The organism is Nonomuraea composti, from assembly GCF_012034275.1.
GTDB lineage: Bacteria > Actinomycetota > Actinomycetes > Streptosporangiales > Streptosporangiaceae > Nonomuraea > Nonomuraea composti.
Genome location: NZ_JAATEP010000010.1, coordinates 142359 through 163426, shown reverse-complemented (window position 1 = coordinate 163426; position 21068 = coordinate 142359). Strand labels below are relative to the sequence as shown.

The following is a 21068-nucleotide window of genomic DNA, read 5'->3' as shown; positions in this document are numbered from 1 at the left end:
AGGAACGGTCCGTGTCCTGTGCGAGCATGGGCCCATGACCGCCGAGGGGACGACCGAGCGGGTGCTGCGCCTGCTCTCGCTGCTGCAGAGCCGGCTGTCCTGGACCGCCACCGAGCTGGCCGCCGAGCTGGGCGTCACCGACCGTTCCGTACGCCGCGACGTGGAGCGGCTGCGCGCCCTCGGCTACCCCGTCCACGCGACGGCCGGCGTCGGAGGCGGCTACCAGCTCGGCGCCGGCACCCGGCTGCCGCCGCTGCTCCTCGACGACGACGAGGCCATCGCGACCGCCGTCTCCCTGCGGCTCGCCTCCGGCGGCACCATCGCCGGGGCGGGCGAGGCGGCGCTGCGGGCGCTGACGAAGCTCGACCAGGTGATGCCGCCCCGGCTGCGCGCCGAGGTGCGCGCGGTGCACGGCGCCACCGACACCCTGCTCGGCCCCGGCGTCGAGATCGACGCCGAGCTGCTGGTGACGCTCGCACGGGCCTGCCGCGACGCCGTCCGGGTGCGCTTCCGGTACGCCGGGCACGGCGGCGAGGAGCACGAGCGCACGGTCGAGCCGGTACGGATGGTCGCCACCAGCCGCCGCTGGTACCTCATGGCGTACGACGTGGACCGCGACGACTGGCGCACCTTCCGCCTCGACCGGATGCGCGAGGCTACGGCCACGACCTGGCGCTTCCCGCCCCGCGAGCACCCCGACCCGGTCACGTACGTGCAGCGCGGCGTGACCGAGGCGCCCTACCCGTATCTGTCGCGGATCCGGCTGCGCGCCCGGCCCGAGCAGGTGCGCGAGGTGGTGCCGCCCCAGGTGGGGCGGGTCGAGGACGATCGCGACGGCTGGTGCGTGCTGATCTCCGGCGGCCCCAGCCTCGACTGGATCGCCATGCACGTGGCGCTGCTGGGGTTCGAGGCGGAGATCCTGGATCCGCCGGAGCTGCGCGAGACGGCCGCCCGCCTCGCCCACCGCCTCACGGCCCTGTCGGGGATCTCCTGAGGACGGCGCCGCTCAGCTCGCCGCCTGCTTCACCAGCGCCGCGATCCGCTCCTCGACCTCGGGGGTCAGCGCGGTCAGGGCGTAGGCCGTCGGCCACATGGTGCCGTCGTCGAGGTTGGCGGCCTCGTTGAAGCCGAGCGTGGCGTACCGCGTCTTGAACTTGCGGGCCGGCTGGAAGAAGCAGACGAGCTTGCCGTTCCGCGCGTAGGCGGGCTGGCCGTACCAGAGCCGGGGGGTGAGCTCCGGCGCGTGCTCCTTGACGATGGCGTGGACGCGCTCGGCCAGCGCCCGGTCCGCCTCCTCCATCTCGGCGATCTTCTCCAGCACGTCGTTCTCGCCGTCGGCGGCGGTGGCGCGCGCGCCGCGGCGCGCGGTCTTCTTCAGCTCCTGGGCGTGCTCCTTCATCGCGGCGCGCTCTTCGTCGGTGAAGCCCTCGAACGCCTTGTTGTCCGCCATTGGGGTGTTCCTCCTGTGCAGGTCTTTCTGGGTGGATCTCATGCTAGGGAGTCGCCCCAGGCGGCGGCTTCTTGAAAACTGACCGGTTCCCGGCGTCACAGGGTGGAGGTGAGCCCTTCCCCGATCCTGTTCAGCTCCGCGGTGACGGCCTCGGCGTCGCGGAACTCCTTGGCGTACACGGGGCTGAAGATGATCTCGGCCCACTGCCGGTCGCCCAGCTTGAGGAAGAGGGTGGGGGTGCCCGCCATGCCGTCCTCGCCGACGTTCGCCACGACCCGGTAGCCGCTCCGGCCGCCCACCGTGACGTCCTGGCCCTCCTCCTCGTCCCGGAACGTCTGGAGCCGGTCCTCCAGCTCCTGCACCGCGCCGTTCTCGTAGACGAAGATCTGCACGCGGTACGAGCCCTCGTCGTCGCCCTCGTAGTTGTACGACGTCGAGTAGCTGTCGCCGTGGTCGATCGACCAGTTCCCCCACCGCAGCCGTTCGGGCAGGTAACCCACCTTGACGTGCCCGAACTCCTTCCCGTCGCCCAGGTCCCCGAGGTTCGCGGGCTCGGTCGGCGCGGGCGGGGTGTCGTCGATGGCGGGCGGCTCCGGCACCGCGGACGTCGTCCCCGGCCCGCCCGCCGTGGGCGCGGGCCCGGCGGACAGGTAGACCGCGGGGCCGCCGACGACGACCAGGGCGGCGGCCACGGACGCGGCCACCGCCACGGCCTTCACCCTGCTCCTCCTGGCCCGGTGGGAGCGAACCACCCGCTCCAGCAGGTCGGGCGCGGCGTGCAGCCGCGCGGTGTCGTCCGCCATGAGCCGGCGGAGCTCGTCCTCAAGCGTGGGCATTCCTGATCGCTCCTTTCACTGTGTCCTGGCCGAGCGCCGAGCGGAGCTTGGCCATGGCCTTCGACGCCTGGCTCTTGACCGTGCCGACCGAGCAGCCCAGCACCTCGGCGGTCTGCGTCTCGCTGAGGTCCTCCCAGTACCGCAGCACCACCACGGCCCGCTGCCGGGGCGGCAGGGCCCGCAACGCCTCCCTGAGCACGTGCTGCAGGTCGGGGTCGTCCGTCCGGGCCGGCGTGTCCGGAGGACTGTGCATGGGGATGATCTTGAGGATGGCCCGGCGTCGGGCCCTGCTGATGGCCGCGTTGACGATGACACGGCGGACGTAGGGCTCCGGGCTGTCGTGGCGGATCCGGTCCCACTTCCGGTAGGTACGCTCCAGCGCCGTCTGCAGCAGGTCCTCGGCCTCCGTCTCGTCGCCACAGGCGAGATAGGCGACCCGCAGCAGACTCGTGGCACGTGCGGCCACGAAAGCGCCGAAGTCGTGCTCCGCGCCGCTCACGGCTGTCTGTCCGATTTCACGCCTCCTAATACGCCCCGGCCACGGGAGACCGTTGCCCGCCCGCCCGAAAAGAGTTCGCAGGCAACCCTTCCGCGCGGCCCAGGCGTATGGAAGGTCGTGAGTTGGAAACCAGTGAGCAAGTCGATGACGTTCGCCACCGCGCCGGCCCGGCGGCTGGTCGTGCTCGGCGCCGGCCTGGCCGTGGCAGCCGCCGCCCTGGGCGCGCCGCCGGCGGCGGCTGCCGCGCCGCCCGAGGGCGCCTACTGGCACACCAGGGCGGTGACGACGCACCTCCACCCCTGGCGGTTCGGCTCCAAGCCGGACCCCTACTCGCTGGTGGAGCGGCGGGTCTCCGAGCAGTGGACCACCCCCGACGGCAGGTCCTGGTACGGGTACCGCGACCTGGGGACGCTGCCGGCGACCGAGAAGGACAAGAAGGCGTGGCAGCGCGACGGCTCGCCCGCCAAATGGGGCAAGTCGATCGACGGCAAGGTCGTGAAGCTGTCCACCGAGCCGGCCAAGGGCCACGTGGCCCCGGTGCGGGGGGAGCGCCGGCAGTTCCACCTCGCGGGCCAGTGGCTGACGTACGACGAGGTGCAGCGCCTGCCCGCCGACCCGGACAGGCTCAAGGACTGGCTCAGCAGGGCGGGCCAGGTCGGCGAGGTCCCGGCCGCCCGACTCGGCGACTGGGTCACCTCCACCCTGCCGCAGCTCCTCTACGACCTGCCCGCCCCGAAGGAGGTCCGCGCCGCCGCCTACCAGGCCCTGCTGACCTCCCCGAAGGTGCGCCAGGCCGGCGCCGCCAAGGACACCCTCGGCCGGCCCGGCACCGCCGTCGTCATCGACGAGTCGAACGGCGAGGGCAAGAAACGCACCGACGTCACCCTGACCCTGGTCGTCGACACCGGCCGGATGGTGCTGCTGTCACGGGACCATCTGGTCGAGATCCAGGACAAGGCGTTCCCCGGCAAGTCGTACACCGAAACGCTGACCGACGTCGGCTGGACCGACGCCCAGCCCGCCGTCCCCGCCCTGCCCTGACCCGCGCGCCCCGGCCAGGGGGTGTGGTTTCCCCCACCCCCGGAACGGCCACACGCCCCATGGTGAGCGGGCCCCGCCTCTTCCTACGCTCGATCACATGACGGAATGGCTGATCGACCTGATGGAAGCACTCGGCGCCCCCGGAGCAGGGATCGCGATCGCGCTGGAGAACCTCTTCCCGCCCCTCCCCAGCGAGGTGATCCTGCCTCTGGCCGGCTTCACCGCCTCCCAGGGCGAGATGAACCTGCTCGCCGTCCTGCTGTGGACCACCGCCGGCTCGGTGGTCGGAGCGCTGGCGCTGTACTGGGTGGGCGCGCTGCTCGGCCGCGAGCGCACGCTCGCCCTGGCCGCCAGGATCCCCCTCGTGAAGGTCTCCGACATCACCAAGACGGAGGCGTGGTTCCTCAAGCACGGCCGCAAGACGGTGTTCTTCGGACGGATGATCCCCATCTTCCGCAGCCTGATCTCCATCCCCGCCGGCGTCGAACGCATGCCCCTGATCACCTTCACCCTCCTCACCACCGCCGGCAGCCTGATCTGGAACACCCTGTTCGTCCTGGCCGGCTGGGCCCTGGGCCGCAACTGGTCGGTGGTGGAGACCTACGTCGGCATGGGCACCAACGCGGTCATCGCCGTCGTGCTGCTCGCCGTCGCGATCTTCGTCGGCGTCCGCGTGGCCGAACGCCGCAAGGGCCGCCACGCCCTGCGCGACTAGGGCCTTCTCGGTTTAGACCGGCATTACGCCCGCCCTTCTATGGTGACGCCCGAGACCGTACTCGGGAGCAGCCATGTCACAGCGAAAGGTGAAGCGCAGGCGCGCCGCGATGCGGCGCGAGGAGGCTCTGCGGCAGGAGCGGCGCAGGCGCCTGCGCCGCAGGATCGGGTTCGGCGCCGCGGCGGTGGTGTCGGTGGTGTTCGTCGCGATCGGAGTGCTGGCCTACCTTTCGGTCGGTACGCCCTCCGCCCCCACCGCCGGAACCGCCCCACCCTCAGCCACCCCGACCAGCACCACCACCCCGACCAGCACCACCACCCCGACACCGACGGCCAAGCCGACGAGCACGCCCACCTCCTCATCAGGGCAGGGCAAATAGCCGGATAGGCCGGATGCACGCCTTATGAGAGTAGGCTTTTAGCGCTGCATCTCGTGCGTAAGCGTCCGTGGCCATCATCCTGCTGAGCCTCGTTCTTGGGGAAGGTACGTGTGCCCAGTTCCAGTCCTCTGCGGCCGACCGACCCGCGGCAGGTAGGTCCTTACCGGCTGACGGGCTATCTGGGCGCGGGCGGCCAGGGCACCGTGTACGTCGGGGAGTCACCCGAGGGCCAGGTCGTCGCGATCAAGGTGCTGCACGCCCGGCTGTCGGAGGAGCCCCAGGCCCGCGAGCGGTTCCTCCAGGAGATCGCGGCGACCCGCCAGGTGCGGCAGTTCTGCACGGCCCGCGTGCTGGACGCCGACACCAGCGGCGACCAGCCGTACGTGGTCAGCCAGTACGTCGAGGGCATCTCGCTGAGCCGGCTCATCGCCACCCAGGGCGTCCGCGACCCCGACGCCCTGGAGCGGCTGGCCGTCGCCACCGTGACCGCGCTGGTCGCCATCCACCAGGCCGGCATCGTGCACCGCGACTTCAAGCCGAGCAACGTCGTCTGCGGCCCCGACGGCCCCCGGGTGATCGACTTCGGCCTGGCACGTGCCCTTGACTCCACGGTCGCCGAGAGCAGCGAGATCCTCGGCACTCCGGCGTACATGGCGCCCGAGCAGTTCAGCGCCGGCGTGGTGACGGCGGCGTCCGACATGTTCAGCTGGGCCGCGACCATGGCGTACGCGGCGAGCGGCCGGCCACCGTTCGGCAACGACAGCATTCCTGCGCTCTTCCAGCGCATACTCAACGAGGAGCCCGACCTCGCCGGCCTCACCGAGCCGGTGCGGTCACTGGTGGTGGCGTGCCTGGACAAGAACCCGGCGGCCCGGCCGACGGCCACCGACGTGCTGTTCAACCTGCTCGGCCACGGCGTGCCCGAGCCCGCGCGGGAGACGCCGGGCCAGGAGGCCCTCTTCCCGGCGCGAGAGGGCGCCGCGTTCCGCGCGGCGGCACCGTCGCTCTCCGGCCCGTTCTCCCCGCCGGGCCCGTCGTCGCAGTCCGGGCCCGCCTCGTTCTCCGGCCCGTCCCAGGTGTCCGGCGGGATCTCGCTGCCCGACCCCGGAGCGGTCTCGGTGACGGAGTCGCTGGTAGGGCAGCGCGGCGGGCTGAGGTCGCGGCGCGGCCTGCTCACCGCCTCGCTCGGGCTGGTGGCCGCCGGGGTGGTCGCCACGGGCACCTACTTCGCCCTGGCCACGCCGGCGGTGCCCAAGGTCGTGGCCCGGCCCACGGTCGTGCCGGGGCCCACGACGCCGGTGATCGAGCCCGAGGTGACCAGGACCCTCTCCCCGGACCCCGCGTACGCGGTCGCGTACAGCCCGGACGGGAAGAGGTTCGCGACCGGCGGCGGGAACGGCACCGTGCAGTTGTGGGACGCCGCCACCCGCCGCGTCACCGCCACGCTCGACGGCCACACCAAGGGCGTGCACGCGGTGGCGTTCAGCCCCGACGGGAAGATGCTGGCGACGGGCGGCGACGACGGGACCGTGCGGCTGTGGAGCCTGCCCTCGGGCACGGGCAAGGGCACGCTGACCGGCCACACCGGAGGAGTCGGGGCGGTGGCGTTCAGCCCCGACGGCAAGATCCTGGCCAGCGCCAGCCGCGACCGGACCGTGCGGCTGTGGAACGCCGAGACCGGCGACGGCACCGCGATCCTCGGCGGCCACACCGACTGGGTGGACTCGGTGGCGTTCAGCCCCGACGGCACCACGATCGCCACGGGCAGCCACGACCGCACCGTGCGGTTGTGGCAGGCGGCGACCGGGGAGGCCGCCGCCGTGTTGTCCGGCCACCGCTACTGGGTCTTCTCGGTGGCCTTCAGCCCTGACGGGAGGACGCTGGCCAGCGCCAGCGCCGACCGCACCGTCCGGCTGTGGGACGTCGCCGCCCGCAAGGAGCGCACCGTGCTCGCCGGGCACCGGGGCTGGGCCACCGCGGTCGCCTTCAGCCCCGACGGGAAGACGCTGGCCAGCGGCGGCTACGACCGCAAGGTGCGGCTGTGGGAGGTGGCGAGCGGGCGCGGCACCGGCGAGCTGGACGGGGCCGCCGACTGGGTCTACTCGGTGGCGTTCAGCCGGGACGGCGCGACCGTCACCGGGGTGGCCGGTGACGCCACGCTCAGGGTGTGGGGGACCCGCTAGACCTGCCGGTTCAGGGCGTGCCGGCCTCGTCGGGCGACAGCGGGCGCCGCCACAGGGTCGGCTCGTCGCCGTGGCCGGTGGCCGTGGAGCCCACGCCGACGAGCTCGCCGTCCACGGTGGTGAACGCGCTCAGCCGCTGGTCACCGGGCCCGGACACGCCGGCGCCGCGCGGCTGCTCCGGCTTCCACGAGCGGCCGTCCGCCGAGGTCCAGACGACCACGTCGCCGGGGCTGCCCACCGTGCCGGCCACGACGAAGCCGCGCGGGGTCGTGGCGACGGCGGTGACGCCGGACTGCTCGCCGGCCGTGACCGGCAGCGTGATCTGCTGCCAGCTCCGGCCGCCGTCGGTCGAGGCGTACCCGAACGCGGCCGTGCCCGTGCCGTTGCCGGTGACGGCCGTGCCCGCGGTGACCAGGACGTCGTCATGGGAGGCGATGTGGGTCAGCCAGCCCTCGTTGACGCCGGCCGGGATCGGCAGGCGCACCAGCGACCACTTGCGGCCGTCGGGCGAGATCCACACGGTGGGGCGGCGGACGAACACGCCGCCGTAGGCGTTGGGGTCGGTCACGCCGCCGGCGGCGACGAAGCCGAACATGCCGTTGGTCACGGAGTTCATCCACCGCCTGGTCGTCGGCGTGCCGACGAGGTTGTCCTGGCCCGCCGGGGTGCCGCGCTCCCAGGTCTTGAGGTCGGGGGACCACCAGGTGCCCGCGCCGTAGCCGTCCTCGCCCACGATCACGTAGCCGTCGGGGCCCGCGGCGGTGGCGCGGGCGATCAGCGGCTCCTTGCCGGTCGACTGGAACGCCGCCGCGCCGTCGGCCCGCCGCCAGCTCTCGCCGTCCGCCGAGGTGACGACCAGGGGACGGCCGGGTGTCCGGCCGCTCGACCCGACCGCCAGCCAGCCGGCGAAGCCGGCCGTGACGCCGGTCAGCCGCTGGCGCCCCTGGCCGGTCAGCGCCTTGTCCTTGTCCTGGACGGGCTGCCAGGAGGACCCGTCGGCGGAGGTCCAGACGGTGGCGTCGCCGTTGGCGCCGCCGACCGCGACCACCCGTCCGTCGGCCGTGCCGAGCGCGTCCACGACCTTGCCGCTCCCGCTGGTGTCGGGGATGCGGGCGGGAACCTCCTTGCCGGTCTTGTCGCGCACCGCGAGCAGGGCACCCGTGCCGTCCTGGGCGCCCACCGCGACGGTGTTGTCCCCGGCCGCGGCGGTGTCGCGTACCTCGGCGCCGCCGGCGGTCGTGCCCGCGGGCTGCCAGGAGCGGCCGTCCACGCTGCGGACCAGCCGGATGCCGCTGTCGGTCTCGATCGCGGCGACGGCGGCCTGCGGCGTGGCCGTCAGCCGCGACAGGCGCTTGAAGCCCGGCACGTCGATCTTCGCCGCCGTCGTCCAGTGCACGCCGTCGGGCGAGGTGTAGGTGGTGGCGTGGGAGCCGCCCTGGCGGAGCGCGAGCATGGCCGTCGCGGTCGAGGCGAACGACAGCTCCGGCTCGCTCGACGTGCCGGGCACCGCGAACGCCTGCCAGGTGTCGCCGGCGTCGGTCGAGCGCCAGGTGATGTCGTACGGCTTGATGGAGCTCTCCCCGCGGACCACGATGGCGTTCTTGACGCTCGCCACGTCGGTGAGGGCGAGCGTGCCCCCGGTGGGCGGGTGGAGCCGCCAGCCGGCCCGGCGCTCCCAGCTGCGGCCGTCGCGCGACAGCCACACCACCGGCGCGGCGTCGGTGAAGTCGCCCTTGTCCGAGGTCTGCCCCACGGCGGTGAAGCCGCCGCCGGTCCAGGCGACGTCGGCGACCCGGTCGCGCGGGCCGAAGGCGAGGCTGGCGGTGGCGTCGGGCTGGCGGGTCCAGGAGGCGCCGTCGGGGCTGGTCCACACGACGGTGCCGCCGACGCGGTCGCCGAGCGCGACCCACCCGGCGGAGCCCGCGGGGCCCGCGGCCAGGTGGCGGGGGACCTCGCCGGCGACGGGCGGCTCGCCCTTCGCGGTACGCACCTGGGCACGGGTGAAGGTGCGGCCCGCGTCCTTCGACAGGAAGAACTCGGTGCGGTAGCCGGAGTCGGCGTCCTCGCCGCCAGCGACCACCACCGTGGCGCCCATGGCGGCGACACCGTTGAGCTCCAGTTGGCGGCCGTCGGCGGCGCCGGTCGTGCCCGCTGCGAACAGGTTGCCGGCCAGCTGCGCCGTCTGGTCGTCGCCCTGGCGGGAGGCCACCAGCACGCCGGCCGCCACGACGACCGCGAACGCGACGGAGGCGCCGCCGATGAGCAGCGAGCGGAACCGCTTGCGCGGCCCGCCGGGAGGCGCGGGATGGCCGACGTCGGGATCGGTCAGCTCGGTGGTCGGCGGCATAGACGGCACCGAAGGGACCGACGGGTGCGAGGGGTGCGAGGGGTACGAGAAGGGGGAGGAGGGCTGCGATAAGCGCTCGACCGGCGGCAGCGAGGGCTGGGAGAGCCGCTCGTCCAGCGGCCCCGACGGCGGGGACGACCGCTCGCCCGGCGGCAGTGACGGCTGGGAGAGCCGCTCGTTCACCAGCTCGGGCGAGCCGTCCGGATCGCCCGTCTCGCTCCTCCAACCACCTCCGGTCACCGCAGCCTCTCCCTTTGGTATTCTCCCGGCCAGGACGGAGCCCCTCGCCGGAAGTCATTATTTATGGGAAGCGCGACGAAACGAAGTCCGAGCGCGAGCCGGCCCGATGACGGCGGCTGACGTCCGGGCCCGTTCCCGCACCTGGATCCTCGCTGCGGCGGTCTGCGCCACTGTGGCCGCGGCAAGTGCGGCGGGGGTGCGCACGATCGGCGAGACGCCTTCGGGCGGCGCCGCGAACGCGGCGGCCACGCCGCCGCCCGCGCAGTCGATCGAGCCCGCGCCGCTGGCGCTGCCCGACGCGTCGTGGAAGCTGAGCTGGTCCGACGAGTTCAACGGGCGGGGCCGCCCGGTCAAGTGGACCGCCCTGTCCGGCACGAGCTGGTCCAACCGGAAGGCGCTGCACTACTACACCCCGGCGAACGCGGTGCAGACCGGCTCCGGCCACCTGGTCATCTCCGCCCAGCGGGCGCCGGCCGCGAACGGCCAGACCTGCTGGTACGGCCGGTGCGACTACAGCAGCGCCCGGCTGGAGACCCGGCACACCTTCGACCAGGCGTACGGGCGGTTCGCCGCGCGGATCAAGCTGCCGCTCGGCAAGGGGCTGTGGCCGGCGTTCTGGCTCAAGCGCACCGACTCCGGCCGCTCGGGCTCCGCGACGTACGGCGAGATCGACATCATGGAGAACCGCGGCCACGAGACCCATCTCGTCCGGGCCTACACCCATTCCAAGGGCCGCAAGGGCGGCGGCCAGATCAAGCTGCCCGAGCGGCTGGACGCCGGTTTCCACGTGTACGGCGTGGACTGGACGCCCCAGAGCATCACCTGGTGGGTGGACGGCAAGCCGTATGCGCAGTATCCGCGCTATCCCGGCTGGCCGTTCGACAAGCCCTTCTACCTGATACTCAACCTTCAGGTGGGCGGCACGTGGGTGGGGAACCCGAACGCGAGCACGCGCTTCCCCGCCCGGATGGTCGTCGACTGGGTGCGGGTGTACCGCCAGCGCTGAGACATCGGAAATGTCCGATTACGGCGGTCGATAATAACGTTTGAACGGCCGTGACTATCATCTTGGGACACCAGACCCTTTCTGAGCACTAGGATCAACCGTCCCATCAGCATCGTGGTGAAGTCCCGCCGTAAATGACGCGATTATTTCCCCGCTCCACCTTTCTCACGACCGCCGCCCTGCTCGGCGCGGTCGTCGTGGCCGCGCTCGGCGCGCAGACCGAGCAGGGCCGCGGCCTGCTCGTCGCGGCAGGGCTGGCCGGCGCGTACGGCGGATACACCGAGCTGGCGTTCACCGCGCCCCAGGCGCTCCCGGACCGCGTGCCCGCAACGTCGTACCTGGCCCCGCCCTCCTTCACCGTCCGCAACGTCACCGGACGGCGGCACGAGTACGCCTGGTCGATCCGCCTGACCGAGTCCGGCAGGACCCGCGACGTCGCCGGCGGGCGGGTGACCCTCGCCGCTGGGCAGCCGGTGACGATCACGCCGTCCACGAAGGCGCTGTGCGAGCCCGGCCCGGTCACCGTCGGCGTCCGGCTGGACAGCGGCGAGGCCATCTCGTTCCGTGCCACCTGCTCCGCGAACATCGACGAGGGGTAGGCGCGTGCCCAGAAGGCCCGTGGTGGCGCTGGTCACCGACGCCATCCACCCGTACAGCTTCGGCGGCAGGGAGATCCGCTACCACGAGCTGTACGCGCACCTCACGCCGCACGCCGACCTGCACGTGTTCACCATGCGCTGGTGGCACGGCCCCCGGGTGCGCACCGAGGGCGGCGTCACCTTCCACGCGATCTCGCCGCTGCTGCCGATGTACCGGCACGGCGTCCGGTCGATCTGGCAGGCGCTGGTCTTCGCGCTGGCCTGCCTGCGGCTGCTGCGGCAGCGCTTCGACGTGCTCAACGTCGACCAGATCCCGTTCCTGCACCTGCTGACGCTGCGCCTGGTCGCCACGCTGCGCCGCAAGCCGCTCATCGCGACCTGGCACGAGGTGTGGGGCCCCGAGTACTGGCGCTACAGCACGCGCGTCGGCTGGCGGCCCGCGTGGTGGATCGAGCGGCTGGCGATGCGGGCACCCGACCGCATCATCGCCGTCTCCCCCGAGACGGCCCGGCGGCTGCGGGCCGAGCTCGGCGAGTGGGCCGCGATCACGATCGCGCCGAACGGGGTCGACCTCGACGAGGTGAGCCGGGCCGCGCCGCACGAACAGGCCACCGACCTGGTCGTGGTGAGCAGGCTGATGCGGCACAAGGGCCTGGACCTGCTGCTCGCCGCCATCGCCGAGCTGCGCGAGCGCGGCCGGGCGATCACCTGCCGGATCATCGGCGACGGCCCGGAGCGCGACGCGCTGCGCGAGGAGGCCGAGCGGCTCGGCATCGCGGAGGTGGTGGAGTTCCGGCACGACGTCAGCGAGCAGAAGGACGTGTACGCGCTGGTCAAGGCCGGCCGGGTGTTCGCGTTCCCGTCCACCAGGGAGGGGTTCGGCATCGCCGTGCTGGAGGCGATCGCGTGCGGCGTGCCGGTCGTGACCACCTCGGCCCGCGACAACCTGGCCCAGCACCTGGTGCGGCGCAGCCGGCGGGGGATCGTCTGCGAGCACACCCTGGACGCGTTCGCCGCGGCACTCGCCGACGCCCTCGACGGGCCCGCGGACCCCGCTGCGGTGGAGCCGTGGGTCGGCGAGTACGCCCTGGACTCGATCGCCGCCCACGTGGTGAAGGCGATGCTGCCGTGAGGATCCTCTACGTCAGCCCCTATCCGCCCGCCCGTGACGGCATCGGGACCTACACCCACGTGCTCGCCCGCGCCGTGCGCGAGCACGGGCACGAGGTCGCGGTGGTCGCCGCCCGATCCCATCCGGACGCGCCCGAGGAGGTCGTGGGCGCGCTGGACGATGGGGTGGGGGCGCTGCGGGCGGCAGTGGCCCGGTTCCGGCCGGACGTGGCGCACGTGCAGTTCGCCGTGCCCGCGTTCGGCGCCCGTACCGTGGCGGTGGCGCGCTGGCTGGCCGCCCCCGAGGTCCCGGTGGTGGCCACGCTGCACGAGGTCAGCCGCGACACGGCGCTCCTGCGCGGGCCGGGCAGGGCGCTGTACCGGCGCGTCGGGCGGGCCGGCCAGCGGCTCATCGTGCACACGCGGGCGGCGCTGGACACGCTCACCTCCCTCGGCCTCGACGGCAGGGCCACGGTGGTCCCGCACTTCTCCGCACCGCCGCCCCCCGCCACCTGCACCGCCGGCGACCTGCGCGCCCGCCACCGGCTGGGCGACGCCCGCCTGCTGCTGGCCTTCGGCCACATCCACGTCAGCAAGGGGCTCGACGACCTGGTGCGCGCCATGGCGACGCTGCCGCCCGCGACGCTGGACGGGGTGCGGGTCGTGGTCGCCGGCGCGGTCCGGCGGCGGCACGGCCCGTTCCGGCTGTTCGAGGCGCGCGACCACCTGCACGAGGCGAAGGTGCGCCGCCTGGCACGCCGGCACGGGGTGCTCGACCGGCTGACGTTCACCGGCTACGTGCCGGACGGCGAGATCGCGGCCTGGTTCGGCGCGGCCGAGGCCGTCGTGCTGCCCTACCGCGACGCCGAGCAGAGCGGGGTGGCGAACCTGGCCCGCGCCTTCGGCGTACCGGTGATCGCGACCACCGTCGGCGGGCTGGCCGAGCTGTTCGAGGGCTCGCGGTGGGCGGTGCCGCCCGGCGCGCCCGGCCGCCTCGCCGCGGCGATCGCCGACCTCCTGGCGACCGGCGCAGGGGAGGGCCCCCGGGACAGCGGCGCCGCCCACGCGCCCGACACCGACCTGAATGCGGTCGCGCTGCGCACGATCGCCGTCTACGAGGCCGCCCGCGACCGCGGCCCGCGCGTCCCCGGGAAACCGTCCTGATGCCTGCCAGCCTCTCCGTCGTCATCTGCTCCTACAACGGCGCCGCCCGCCTCGGGCGGACCCTCGAAGCGCTGGCCGCCCAGACGCTCCACCCGGACCTGGAGGTCATCGTCGTCGACGACGCCTCCCACGACGGCACCGGGGACGTCGCCCGCGCCCACGCCGTCACGGTCCTGCGCCACGAGACCAACAGGGGCACCGCCGCCGCGCGCGACACCGGCCTGAGAGCCGCGAAAGGCAGGATCGTCGCCTTCCTCGACGACGACTGCGAGCCAGGCCCCCGCTGGGCCGAGCTGCTGCTCGCCGCCTACGCCGAGGAGGGCGTCGCGGGGGCGGGCGGCCCCATCGTGCCCGGAGCCGGGGACGGCTACCTGCCGAGGTTCCTGGAGCGCAACAACCGGCACGAGCCGCTGGAGCTGGAGCTCACGGTCAGCGCCGCGCTGCCGTACCGGTTCTGGCTGTACCTGCGCCGGCAATGGAGCCGGCCGGGCCCGCCGCCCGGACGGCGGGACGTCCACGCCTTCAGCGGCGGCAACATGTCGTTCGAGCGGGAGCGCCTGCTGGCCGTCGGCGGGTTCGACACCAGGTTCCGGTACGCCGCCGAGGAGGAGGACCTGTCCCGCAGGCTCCGGCGGGACCGCCCCGGACGGCTGGTCCTCGTCCCGGACGCGCCGGTCACGCACTGGTACACGCCCACGGTGCGCGGGCTGCTGCGCCGCAGCCTGGCGTACGGGCGGGGCGCCGCCATGCAGTACACCAAGTGGCCGGAAGTGCGGCCGACGCTGTTCCCGTGGCCGGTGCTCGCCGCCGGCCTGGTCCTCGCGTCCCCTGCGTGGCCGCCGGCCGCGATCGTGGCGGTGGTGCTGCCCCTGCTCCTCTATCCGGTGGGGTTGCGGCACGTGCTCGCGGGCAGGATCGAGGCGCTCGCCGACCCGTACCTCCGGATCGCGCAGGAAGCGTGCGAGAATATCGGCTTCCTGCACGGTCTGTGGGCCTTCCGCCTCATGTTCGCCGGAGACAGGGCCGGCCGGGGCGGAGGGCAGAGCGGGTGACCGTCCGCGAGCAAGACAGGCGCCTGCTGCTCCACGGCGCGGGGCTCGTCCTGATCGTCGCGCTGACGCAGGTGCGCCACGTGTGGGCGGCCCAGCTCCTGCTCGTGCCGCTCCTGCTGGTCGTGCCGGGTTGCCTGCTGCTGCGGGCGCTGCGGGTGCCGGGTCACCGGGTGGCGGCGTTCCCGCTGTACGTGCCGGCCGCGTCGCTCGTCGTGCTCATGGTGTCCGGGCTCGCGGTCACGCTGCTCGTGCCGCTGGTGGACGGCGGCGTCCTCGACGCGGTGTTCGGCCCCGCCGCCGACCCGGGTGCGCCGCTGCGGCCGGGGCCGCTGCTCGCCGGGCTCATGGCGACCTGCCTGGGGCTGTTCCTGGCCGGGGTGCGGGCGCCGGGGGAGACGGCCGTCCCGTGGCGGTCCCTGCCCGCCGCCGGCTGGCTGGCGCTGCCCCTGCTGCTGCCGCTGCTCGCCGCGGCGGGGGCGCTGCGGCTCAACCACGGGTACGGCCCCGAGGTGGCGATCGCGGCCGTCGTCGGCTGCGTGCTCGCGCTGGTGCTCGGGGTCCTCCGGGCCGGCCGGCTCGGCAGCGGCCGGTCCGCGATGCTGCTGTACGCCGTTTCGCTGGCCATGATGTGGTCGTACGCGCTGCGGGGCGACCTGGTCTACGGCTTCGACATCGCCTCCGAGTACGCCGTGGCCCAGGAGACGGTGACCTCGGGCATCTGGGTGACCGGGCCGCACCCCGACGCGTACGGGGCGATGCTCAGCATCACCGTCCTGCCCGCCGGGCTGCACGCCCTGACCGGGCTGCCGGTCCTGCTGGTGCTCAAGGTCGTCTACCCGGCGATCTTCGCGATGTTCCCCGTCGGGATCTTCCACCTCGCCCGGCGCTTCCTGCCGGACCAGTGGGCGTTCGCCGCCGCCGCGTTCGTGACGGCACAGGGCGCGCTGTCGCAGCAGTTCCCGGCGCTGGCCCGGCAGGAGATCGCCATGCTGCTGTTCGCGGCGCTGTGCGGGGCCCTGCTCGACGCCCGGCTGCGGCACTTCCCGAAGGCGGCGCTGATGTGCCTGTTCGGGCCGGGCATCGTGGTCTCGCACTACACGACCGCGTACTTCACCGCCGTGATGCTCGGCGGGGCGCTGGTCTTGCAGGCCGTGCTGTGCGTCATGCGGCGGCCGCGCATCGCGCCCCGCGCGGTCGCGGCGGCGCTGCTGCCCGGGCTGCTCGCCGGCGTGCTCTGGTACGTCCCCATCACCCGGTCGACGGCCAACATCGGCGAGTTCCGTACCGCGCTGAGCTCGGAGGGCCTGCGGCTGCTGCCGGGCGCCGAGACGGCGGGGACGCTGCTGTCCGCCTACCTGCGGGGCACCGACGTGACCCGCATCCCGACCTACCTGTACGCCAAGCGGGTGGTGCCCAAGTACCGCCCGCCCAAGGCGAGTGTGACGCCCGCCGCCGACGCCGGCGACCCCCGGTGGGAGCTCGGGGACGCGGGCGTGCCCGTCCCCCCGAAGGTCGCGCCCGCGGTGAGCGCGTCGCTCGACCTCGGCGTGCTGCTGATCCAGCAGCTCGCGAACCTGCTCGGCCTGCTCGGCGCCCTGGTCATGGCCGTACGCCGGCACTCGTCGTGGCTGGTGCGGCGGATCGGCGTGCTGGCGGTGCCGATGCTGGGCGTCCTGGTGCTGCTGCGCCTGTCCGGCACGCTCGCGGCGGCGTACAACCAGAGCCGCGCCCAGCTGCAGGCACTGACGCTGCTGTCCATCGCGATGTTCTGGCTGCTGCACCGCGTCTCGGCGGCCAAGTTCCCCGCGCTGCTCCGCCGCACCGTCTACGGGCTGACGGGCGCGGCCGTCGTCGTCACCTTCACGACCGGCAGCGGCCTGGACAACGTGCTGCTCGGCGGCGAGCGTGCGACGAACCTGTCCACCCGCGGCGAGGACTGCGAGCGGTACTGCATGTACGAGGCCGAGCTGGCAGGAGCCCGCTGGCTCAAGGAGGCCGCCCGGGGCTCGCCCGACCGCCTCTACGCCGACCGGTACGCGCAGCTACGCCTGTTCGCCGAGCTTGGCCCCGGCCGTCGGGTCCAGACCGACATCACCCCGCTGACCCTCGACCGGACGGCCTGGGTGTACGCGAGCTGGGCCAACACCGCCGTCGGCCGCGCCAGGTCGCTGTTCGACAACCAGCTCGCCCTGTACGCGTTCCCGGCCGGCTTCATCGAGGCGCACTACGATCTCGTCTACACCAGCGGCGTCACGAAGGTCTTCCACCGATGATCTCCATCGTCATCATCAGCAAGGACGAACCCGCCCTGGACAGCACCCTCGGCGGCGTCACCCGCGCGGCCGAGGCGGCCGGCCTGCCGTACGAGATCGTCGTCGTGGACGCCTCGCGAGGCCGGCTCGACGCGATCGCCGCCGCCCACCCGCACGTGCGCTGGCTGCCCTTCACCCCGCCGCATGGCGTGCCCGTGACGATCCCGCACCAGCGCAACGCCGGCGTGCGCGCCGCCGAGGGCGAGATCGTCGTCTTCACCGACGCGGGCTGCCTGCCCCAGGACGGCTGGCTGCGCCACCTCGTCACGCCGATACTCGACGAGGGCGAGACCGTCGTGTCGGGCCTGGTCACCGGCCCCGAGGGGCATGGCAGCCTCTACGACGCCGACGCCCGGCGCCGGGCCGGCGCCCGCTACCTCCACGAGTGCGGCACCGGCAACCTGGCCGTGCGCCGCGAGGTGCTCGAGCAGGTCGCCGGCTTCGACGAGACGTTCGGCTACGGCTCCGACGTCGACTTCAGCTGGCGGGTCCAGGACGCCGGGCACCGCATCCGCAGCGCCGGGAACGCGGTCGTCACCCACGACTGGGGCGACCACCGCCGGCAGCTCCGCCGCTCGTACGTCTACGGCAAGGCCCGCGCCCGGCTCTACCTCAAGCACCGCGGCCGGCGGGCGGACCTGCTGCGCCGCGAGCCGATGGTCGTGGTCTACCCCCTCTTCCTGCTCGGCCTGCCGCTGACCCTGTGGTTCCCGCTCTACCCGGCACTGCTGCTGGTGCCCGCCTGGCGCAACCGGCACAACGGCCCGGTCCGGGTGCTCGCCGACCACCTGGTGTACGGTGCGGGCGTGCTCGCCGAACTCGCCACGCCCCGGGGTCGCGCCGGCCGATGAAGGTGCTGGTCTTCCCCCGTGACAGCAACCCGTACCAGGACCTGCTGCACGGCGAGTTACGCCGCGCCGGCGTCCACGTCCGCCACCTCGGCGAGCTGACCCCCTCCCACACGCTCAACCTGCTGCTGCTGCCCGCGGAGCTGGCCGCCCGGCGGCTGGGCGGGGCCAGGGTCGTGCACCTGCACTGGGTGTGGAAGTTCGCGCTGCCGGGCGGGGCCCGGACGCGGCGGCTCGCCCAATGGTGGTTCGCCGCCGTGCTCGGCGTGTCGCGGCTGCTCGGGCTGCGGCTGGTGTGGACCGCCCACAACGTGCTGCCGCACCGGCAGGTCTTCGCCGACGACGCCGCCGCCCGGCGCACGCTCGTACGGCACTGCGACCTCGTGATCGTCCACCACTCGACGACGCTGGACCGGCTGGCGGCCTTGGGGGCGGTGCCGTCCAGGGCCGCCGTGATCCCGCACGGCCCCTTCCCCGCCCCGCCGCTGCCGCCGCCCGGACGGCCGGGCCGGCCGCGCACGTTCCTGTTCTTCGGCCGGATCGAGCCGTACAAGGGGGTCGAGGACCTGCTCGCCGCCTTCACGGCACTGCCCCCTGAGCCGGACGTGCGTCTCGTCGTCGCCGGAGCATGCCCGGACCAGGAGCTGGCGGCCCGGCTGGAGGCGTCGGCCGCCGCCGACGACCGCGTGGACCTGCGGCTCGGGCGGGTGCCCGACAAGGACGTCGCCGATCTGTACGCCGGGAGCGACGTCGTCGTGCTGCCGTTCCGCGAGATCACCACCAGCGGCAGCGCCCTGCTCGCGCTCGCCCACGGCCGGCCGCTGATCGTCCCCGAGCTGCCCGCCCTGGCCGGGCTGCCCGGCGCCGCCGTGACCTGTTACCGCGGCGGCGTCACCGGGCTCACGCCGGCGCTGCGGGCGGCGGCGGGCTGGGACGCGGCGACGCTGGCACGGATGTCGCAGGCGGCGCTGGAGCACGTGAACGGGACCGGCTGGCCCGAGATCGCGCAGGCGACCCGCAACGGCTACGCCGCCGTCCTCCGCCACCGGACCCGGCGGACCAGGCAGGACACCCGCCCCGGCCCCGCCACCGAGCCTCACCCCACCCCGCCGGAGGGCGCGATCGCCGGTGGGGCCGGGGCGCGCCTGCGCTCGCTGCTCCGAAATGTCCTGGTCCGCGGCACCCTCCTCCTCCTGGTCAACACCGTCCTGCTCGCGGCCGGCGGCTTCGTGTTCTTCACACTGGCGGCCCGCAATTATCCGGTCGAGGCCGTCGGCTGGCTGACCGCCGTCACCTCCAGCGTCAACCTCCTGTCGACCGTCGCCGCACTCGGCCTGCCCACCACGCTGCTGCGCCATCTCGTCAAGGCCGGCGACCCGCGCCGGCTGGCGGCGGTCGCCGTGATCGCCGTCGGCGCGCTGGGCGGCGCGCTCGCCCTGCTGTCGCTGCTGATCCTGGCCCCGCTGCTCCCGGGCGGCCCCGAGCTGATCGGCCGGCCGGAGACGATCGCCCTGATCACCGTCCTGGTGATGGTCACCGCCGTGGGCGGGACCTTGGACGCCGGCCTGATCGCCGTCCGCGGCACGGGCGCGCTGCTGGCCAAGAACGCGGCGGGCACCGTGCTGAAGGTCGGGGCGCTGCTGCCGCTGGTCCCGCTCGGTTTCACCGGCCTGGTCATCGCCTACGGCGGCGGCACCCTGCTCGCCTGCCTGCTCGGTGGGGTGTCGCTGTGGCGGCGGCTGCCTCGCCCCGCCGCAGCCCGCGCGCGGCCGGCGGAGCTGCTGCGGCGGTACCTGCCGTTCTCCGCCGCCGGCTACCTGGCGACCGCCCTCGGCATGCTGCCGAGCACGGTGGTGCCGCTGGAGGTGCTGGCCTTCCAGGGACCGCAGGCGGCGGCGTACTTCGCGATCGCCTTCCAGGTGGCGGCGTTCCTCAACTTCATCCCTTCGACGAGCGCGCAGGTGCTGTTCGCCGAGGCGCAGCGCATCTCGTTGCGCCGCTACCTGCGCAAGGCCGTGGTGGGCATCTACGGACTGCTGGTTCCCGCCGTCGCGGTGATCGTGGCCGGCGCGCCGTACATCCTGCGGGTGTTCGGGGAGGGCTACTCGGCGCAGGCGGCGCAGACGCTCCGCGTCCTGGCCCTGGCAGCGCTGGTCGGCGCGGGCAACTACCTGGTGGACACGATCCTGATCAGCAGGGACCGCACCGGCGCGTACGTCCTCATGAACGGCGCCAACGCGGCTCTGGTGCTGGGGCTGGTGGCGGCGCTGCTGCCGTACGGGCTGACGGCGGCGGCCCTCGGCTGGACGCTCGCGCAGGGCGTCTCCCTGCTGCTGGGAGCGGGCGTGCTGGTCGTCAGCTTCGCCGGCGGGCGGCGGGCGGCGGTCAGCGTGGCGGATCGGTAGCCGCCGCGTACACGCGCACGTGATCAACGATCATCTGCTGCGGGAAGCGGGTCGTCTCGTCGGGCGGCCCCGGCCAGTCGCCGCCCACGGCCAGGTTGAGCAGCAGGTAGTAGGGCACGTCGAAGTCCCACCCGCCCGGTGGTGCGTCCGCCTTGCGCTCGGTCGCGTACACCTGCCCGTCGACCAGGAAGGAGATCCGGTCCGGATGCCAGTCGGCGGCGAAGACGTGGAAGTCGTCGGCGAACCTGCCCCCGCCGGGCAACCGGTAGGAGTTCTGCACGTCGTACCCCTGCTCCCCGTGCAGGCTCCCGTGCACCGTGTCGGGCTCGCGCCCGAGATGCTCCATGATGTCGATCTCCCCGCGCCCGCTGCCCTGCGGGGAGCGCCGCGCCCAGAAGGCCGGCCACATGCCCTGCCCCTCGGGTAACTTGATCCGCGCCTCGACGCGCCCGTACCGCTGCTCGAACTTCCCCGCCGTGAACAACCGCGCGGAGGTGGCCGCGCACACGCGCGGGCTGCAGTCGTGACCGCCCGCGTCGTCGGACCTGGCCGTGATCACCAGCCGCCCCTGACCGTCCACGACGGCGTTGCGCGGCGTGTAGTACTCCAGCTCGTTGTTGTACCCGAGATGGTCGTCCACCAGGTTCCACTTGGCCGGGTCCGGCGGCCCCGCCGGCCCGTCGAACTCGTCGGACCAGACCAGCCGCCACCCCGCCGGAACGCCGGCGGCCGGCGGCGCCGGCTCGGGCTCGTCCGGGCTCACCACGTAGAGCGTGGCCGCCACTGCGACCGCGAACGTGAGCACCAGCGCCCCTGCCACCCACCAGCCCGTCCGATCACCTCCGGACGCCGCCCTGCCGGTCTGGGGTGCACGGCCCTGGC

General features: G+C 73.8%; 18 protein-coding genes. 13 read left to right on the top strand and 5 right to left on the bottom strand.

The features are described from left to right. Positions 1-34 precede the first annotated feature (34 nt). Positions 35-994, top strand: coding sequence for a helix-turn-helix transcriptional regulator (locus HCN51_RS16735; RefSeq protein ID WP_168010526.1), 960 nt, complete (start codon positions 35-37; stop codon positions 992-994). Positions 995-1006: 12 nt separating this feature from the next. On the opposite strand, the gene HCN51_RS16730 is transcribed toward HCN51_RS16735, so the two are convergent. The 3 genes from HCN51_RS16730 to HCN51_RS16720 all read right to left on the bottom strand — a co-directional run bounded on the left by HCN51_RS16730 (position 1007) and on the right by HCN51_RS16720 (position 2785). Further along, complete coding sequence (locus HCN51_RS16730; protein ID WP_168010525.1) at positions 1007-1450, bottom strand: iron chaperone; 444 nt, start codon at positions 1448-1450, stop codon at positions 1007-1009. Between the two features lie 95 nt (positions 1451-1545). Then, on the bottom strand, positions 1546-2286 hold the full coding sequence (locus HCN51_RS16725; protein WP_168010524.1) for a hypothetical protein: 741 nt from the start codon (positions 2284-2286) through the stop codon (positions 1546-1548). After that, the gene (locus tag HCN51_RS16720; protein WP_168010523.1) at positions 2273-2785 is read right to left on the bottom strand and encodes a SigE family RNA polymerase sigma factor; all 513 of its coding nucleotides are present in this window, start codon (positions 2783-2785) and stop codon (positions 2273-2275) included. Before HCN51_RS16720 ends, HCN51_RS16725 begins: the two co-directional genes overlap by 14 nt. 117 nt (positions 2786-2902) lie before the next feature. Here HCN51_RS16720 and HCN51_RS16715 point away from each other — a divergent pair, with 117 nt between their 5' ends. The 4 genes from HCN51_RS16715 (at position 2903) to HCN51_RS16700 (ending at position 7103) form a co-directional block, all read left to right on the top strand. Further along, entirely contained in the window at positions 2903-3826 is a 924-nt protein-coding gene (locus HCN51_RS16715; protein WP_168010522.1) for a hypothetical protein, read from the top strand. Between the two features lie 97 nt (positions 3827-3923). Beyond that, positions 3924-4541: a DedA family protein gene (locus tag HCN51_RS16710; protein WP_168010521.1), complete on the top strand. Its 618-nt coding sequence runs from the start codon at positions 3924-3926 to the stop codon at positions 4539-4541. 73 nt (positions 4542-4614) lie between these two features. After that, on the top strand, positions 4615-4920 hold the full coding sequence (locus HCN51_RS16705; RefSeq protein ID WP_155128738.1) for a hypothetical protein: 306 nt from the start codon (positions 4615-4617) through the stop codon (positions 4918-4920). A 110-nt stretch (positions 4921-5030) separates the two neighbouring features. Continuing rightward, positions 5031-7103, top strand: a complete 2073-nt coding sequence (locus HCN51_RS16700) for a protein kinase domain-containing protein (RefSeq protein ID WP_168010520.1) — start codon at positions 5031-5033, stop codon at positions 7101-7103. Positions 7104-7113: 10 nt separating this feature from the next. On the opposite strand, the gene HCN51_RS16695 is transcribed toward HCN51_RS16700, so the two are convergent. Then, complete coding sequence (locus tag HCN51_RS16695) at positions 7114-9690, bottom strand: DUF6242 domain-containing protein (protein WP_168010519.1); 2577 nt, start codon at positions 9688-9690, stop codon at positions 7114-7116. 106 nt (positions 9691-9796) lie between these two features. Here HCN51_RS16695 and HCN51_RS16690 point away from each other — a divergent pair, with 106 nt between their 5' ends. From HCN51_RS16690 to HCN51_RS16655, 8 genes are all read left to right on the top strand, one after another. Further along, the gene (locus HCN51_RS16690; RefSeq protein WP_168010518.1) at positions 9797-10696 is read left to right on the top strand and encodes a glycoside hydrolase family 16 protein; all 900 of its coding nucleotides are present in this window, start codon (positions 9797-9799) and stop codon (positions 10694-10696) included. 134 nt (positions 10697-10830) lie between these two features. Next, positions 10831-11295, top strand: a complete 465-nt coding sequence (locus HCN51_RS16685; protein WP_168010517.1) for a hypothetical protein — start codon at positions 10831-10833, stop codon at positions 11293-11295. A 4-nt stretch (positions 11296-11299) separates the two neighbouring features. Further along, entirely contained in the window at positions 11300-12427 is a 1128-nt protein-coding gene (locus HCN51_RS16680; RefSeq protein ID WP_168010516.1) for a glycosyltransferase, read from the top strand. Further along, positions 12424-13569, top strand: a complete 1146-nt coding sequence (locus HCN51_RS62280) for a glycosyltransferase (protein WP_168010515.1) — start codon at positions 12424-12426, stop codon at positions 13567-13569. Before HCN51_RS16680 ends, HCN51_RS62280 begins: the two co-directional genes overlap by 4 nt. Beyond that, on the top strand, positions 13569-14621 hold the full coding sequence (locus HCN51_RS16670; protein ID WP_168010514.1) for a glycosyltransferase family 2 protein: 1053 nt from the start codon (positions 13569-13571) through the stop codon (positions 14619-14621). Before HCN51_RS62280 ends, HCN51_RS16670 begins: the two co-directional genes overlap by 1 nt. After that, positions 14618-16894, top strand: a complete 2277-nt coding sequence (locus HCN51_RS16665) for a hypothetical protein (protein ID WP_168010513.1) — start codon at positions 14618-14620, stop codon at positions 16892-16894. Before HCN51_RS16670 ends, HCN51_RS16665 begins: the two co-directional genes overlap by 4 nt. Further along, positions 16891-17784 (top strand): glycosyltransferase family 2 protein, encoded by an 894-nt coding sequence (locus HCN51_RS16660; RefSeq protein WP_168010512.1) that lies wholly within the window; start codon positions 16891-16893, stop codon positions 17782-17784. The genes HCN51_RS16665 and HCN51_RS16660 overlap by 4 nt, the downstream gene beginning before the upstream one ends. Beyond that, on the top strand, positions 17781-20186 hold the full coding sequence (locus HCN51_RS16655; RefSeq protein WP_168010511.1) for a glycosyltransferase: 2406 nt from the start codon (positions 17781-17783) through the stop codon (positions 20184-20186). The genes HCN51_RS16660 and HCN51_RS16655 overlap by 4 nt, the downstream gene beginning before the upstream one ends. Here the strand turns inward: HCN51_RS16655 and HCN51_RS16650 are convergent. Beyond that, positions 20167-20991: a family 16 glycosylhydrolase gene (locus HCN51_RS16650; protein WP_206067094.1), complete on the bottom strand. Its 825-nt coding sequence runs from the start codon at positions 20989-20991 to the stop codon at positions 20167-20169. The genes HCN51_RS16655 and HCN51_RS16650 overlap by 20 nt on opposite strands. Positions 20992-21068: the final 77 nt, after the last annotated feature.

What these genes read in the sequence shown, in the direction of transcription:
- HCN51_RS16690 (WP_168010518.1), top strand. Translation starts at nt 9,797, where the DNA reads ATGACGGCGGCTGACGTCCGGGCCCGTTCCCGCACCTGGATCCTCGCT.
- HCN51_RS16730 (WP_168010525.1), bottom strand. Translation starts at nt 1,450, where the DNA reads ATGGCGGACAACAAGGCGTTCGAGGGCTTCACCGACGAAGAGCGCGCC.
- HCN51_RS16660 (WP_168010512.1), top strand. Translation starts at nt 16,891, where the DNA reads ATGATCTCCATCGTCATCATCAGCAAGGACGAACCCGCCCTGGACAGC.
- HCN51_RS16705 (WP_155128738.1), top strand. Translation starts at nt 4,615, where the DNA reads ATGTCACAGCGAAAGGTGAAGCGCAGGCGCGCCGCGATGCGGCGCGAG.
- HCN51_RS16710 (WP_168010521.1), top strand. Translation starts at nt 3,924, where the DNA reads ATGACGGAATGGCTGATCGACCTGATGGAAGCACTCGGCGCCCCCGGA.
- HCN51_RS16655 (WP_168010511.1), top strand. Translation starts at nt 17,781, where the DNA reads ATGAAGGTGCTGGTCTTCCCCCGTGACAGCAACCCGTACCAGGACCTG.
- HCN51_RS16735 (WP_168010526.1), top strand. Translation starts at nt 35, where the DNA reads ATGACCGCCGAGGGGACGACCGAGCGGGTGCTGCGCCTGCTCTCGCTG.
- HCN51_RS16685 (WP_168010517.1), top strand. Translation starts at nt 10,831, where the DNA reads ATGACGCGATTATTTCCCCGCTCCACCTTTCTCACGACCGCCGCCCTG.
- HCN51_RS16725 (WP_168010524.1), bottom strand. Translation starts at nt 2,286, where the DNA reads ATGCCCACGCTTGAGGACGAGCTCCGCCGGCTCATGGCGGACGACACC.
- HCN51_RS16670 (WP_168010514.1), top strand. Translation starts at nt 13,569, where the DNA reads ATGCCTGCCAGCCTCTCCGTCGTCATCTGCTCCTACAACGGCGCCGCC.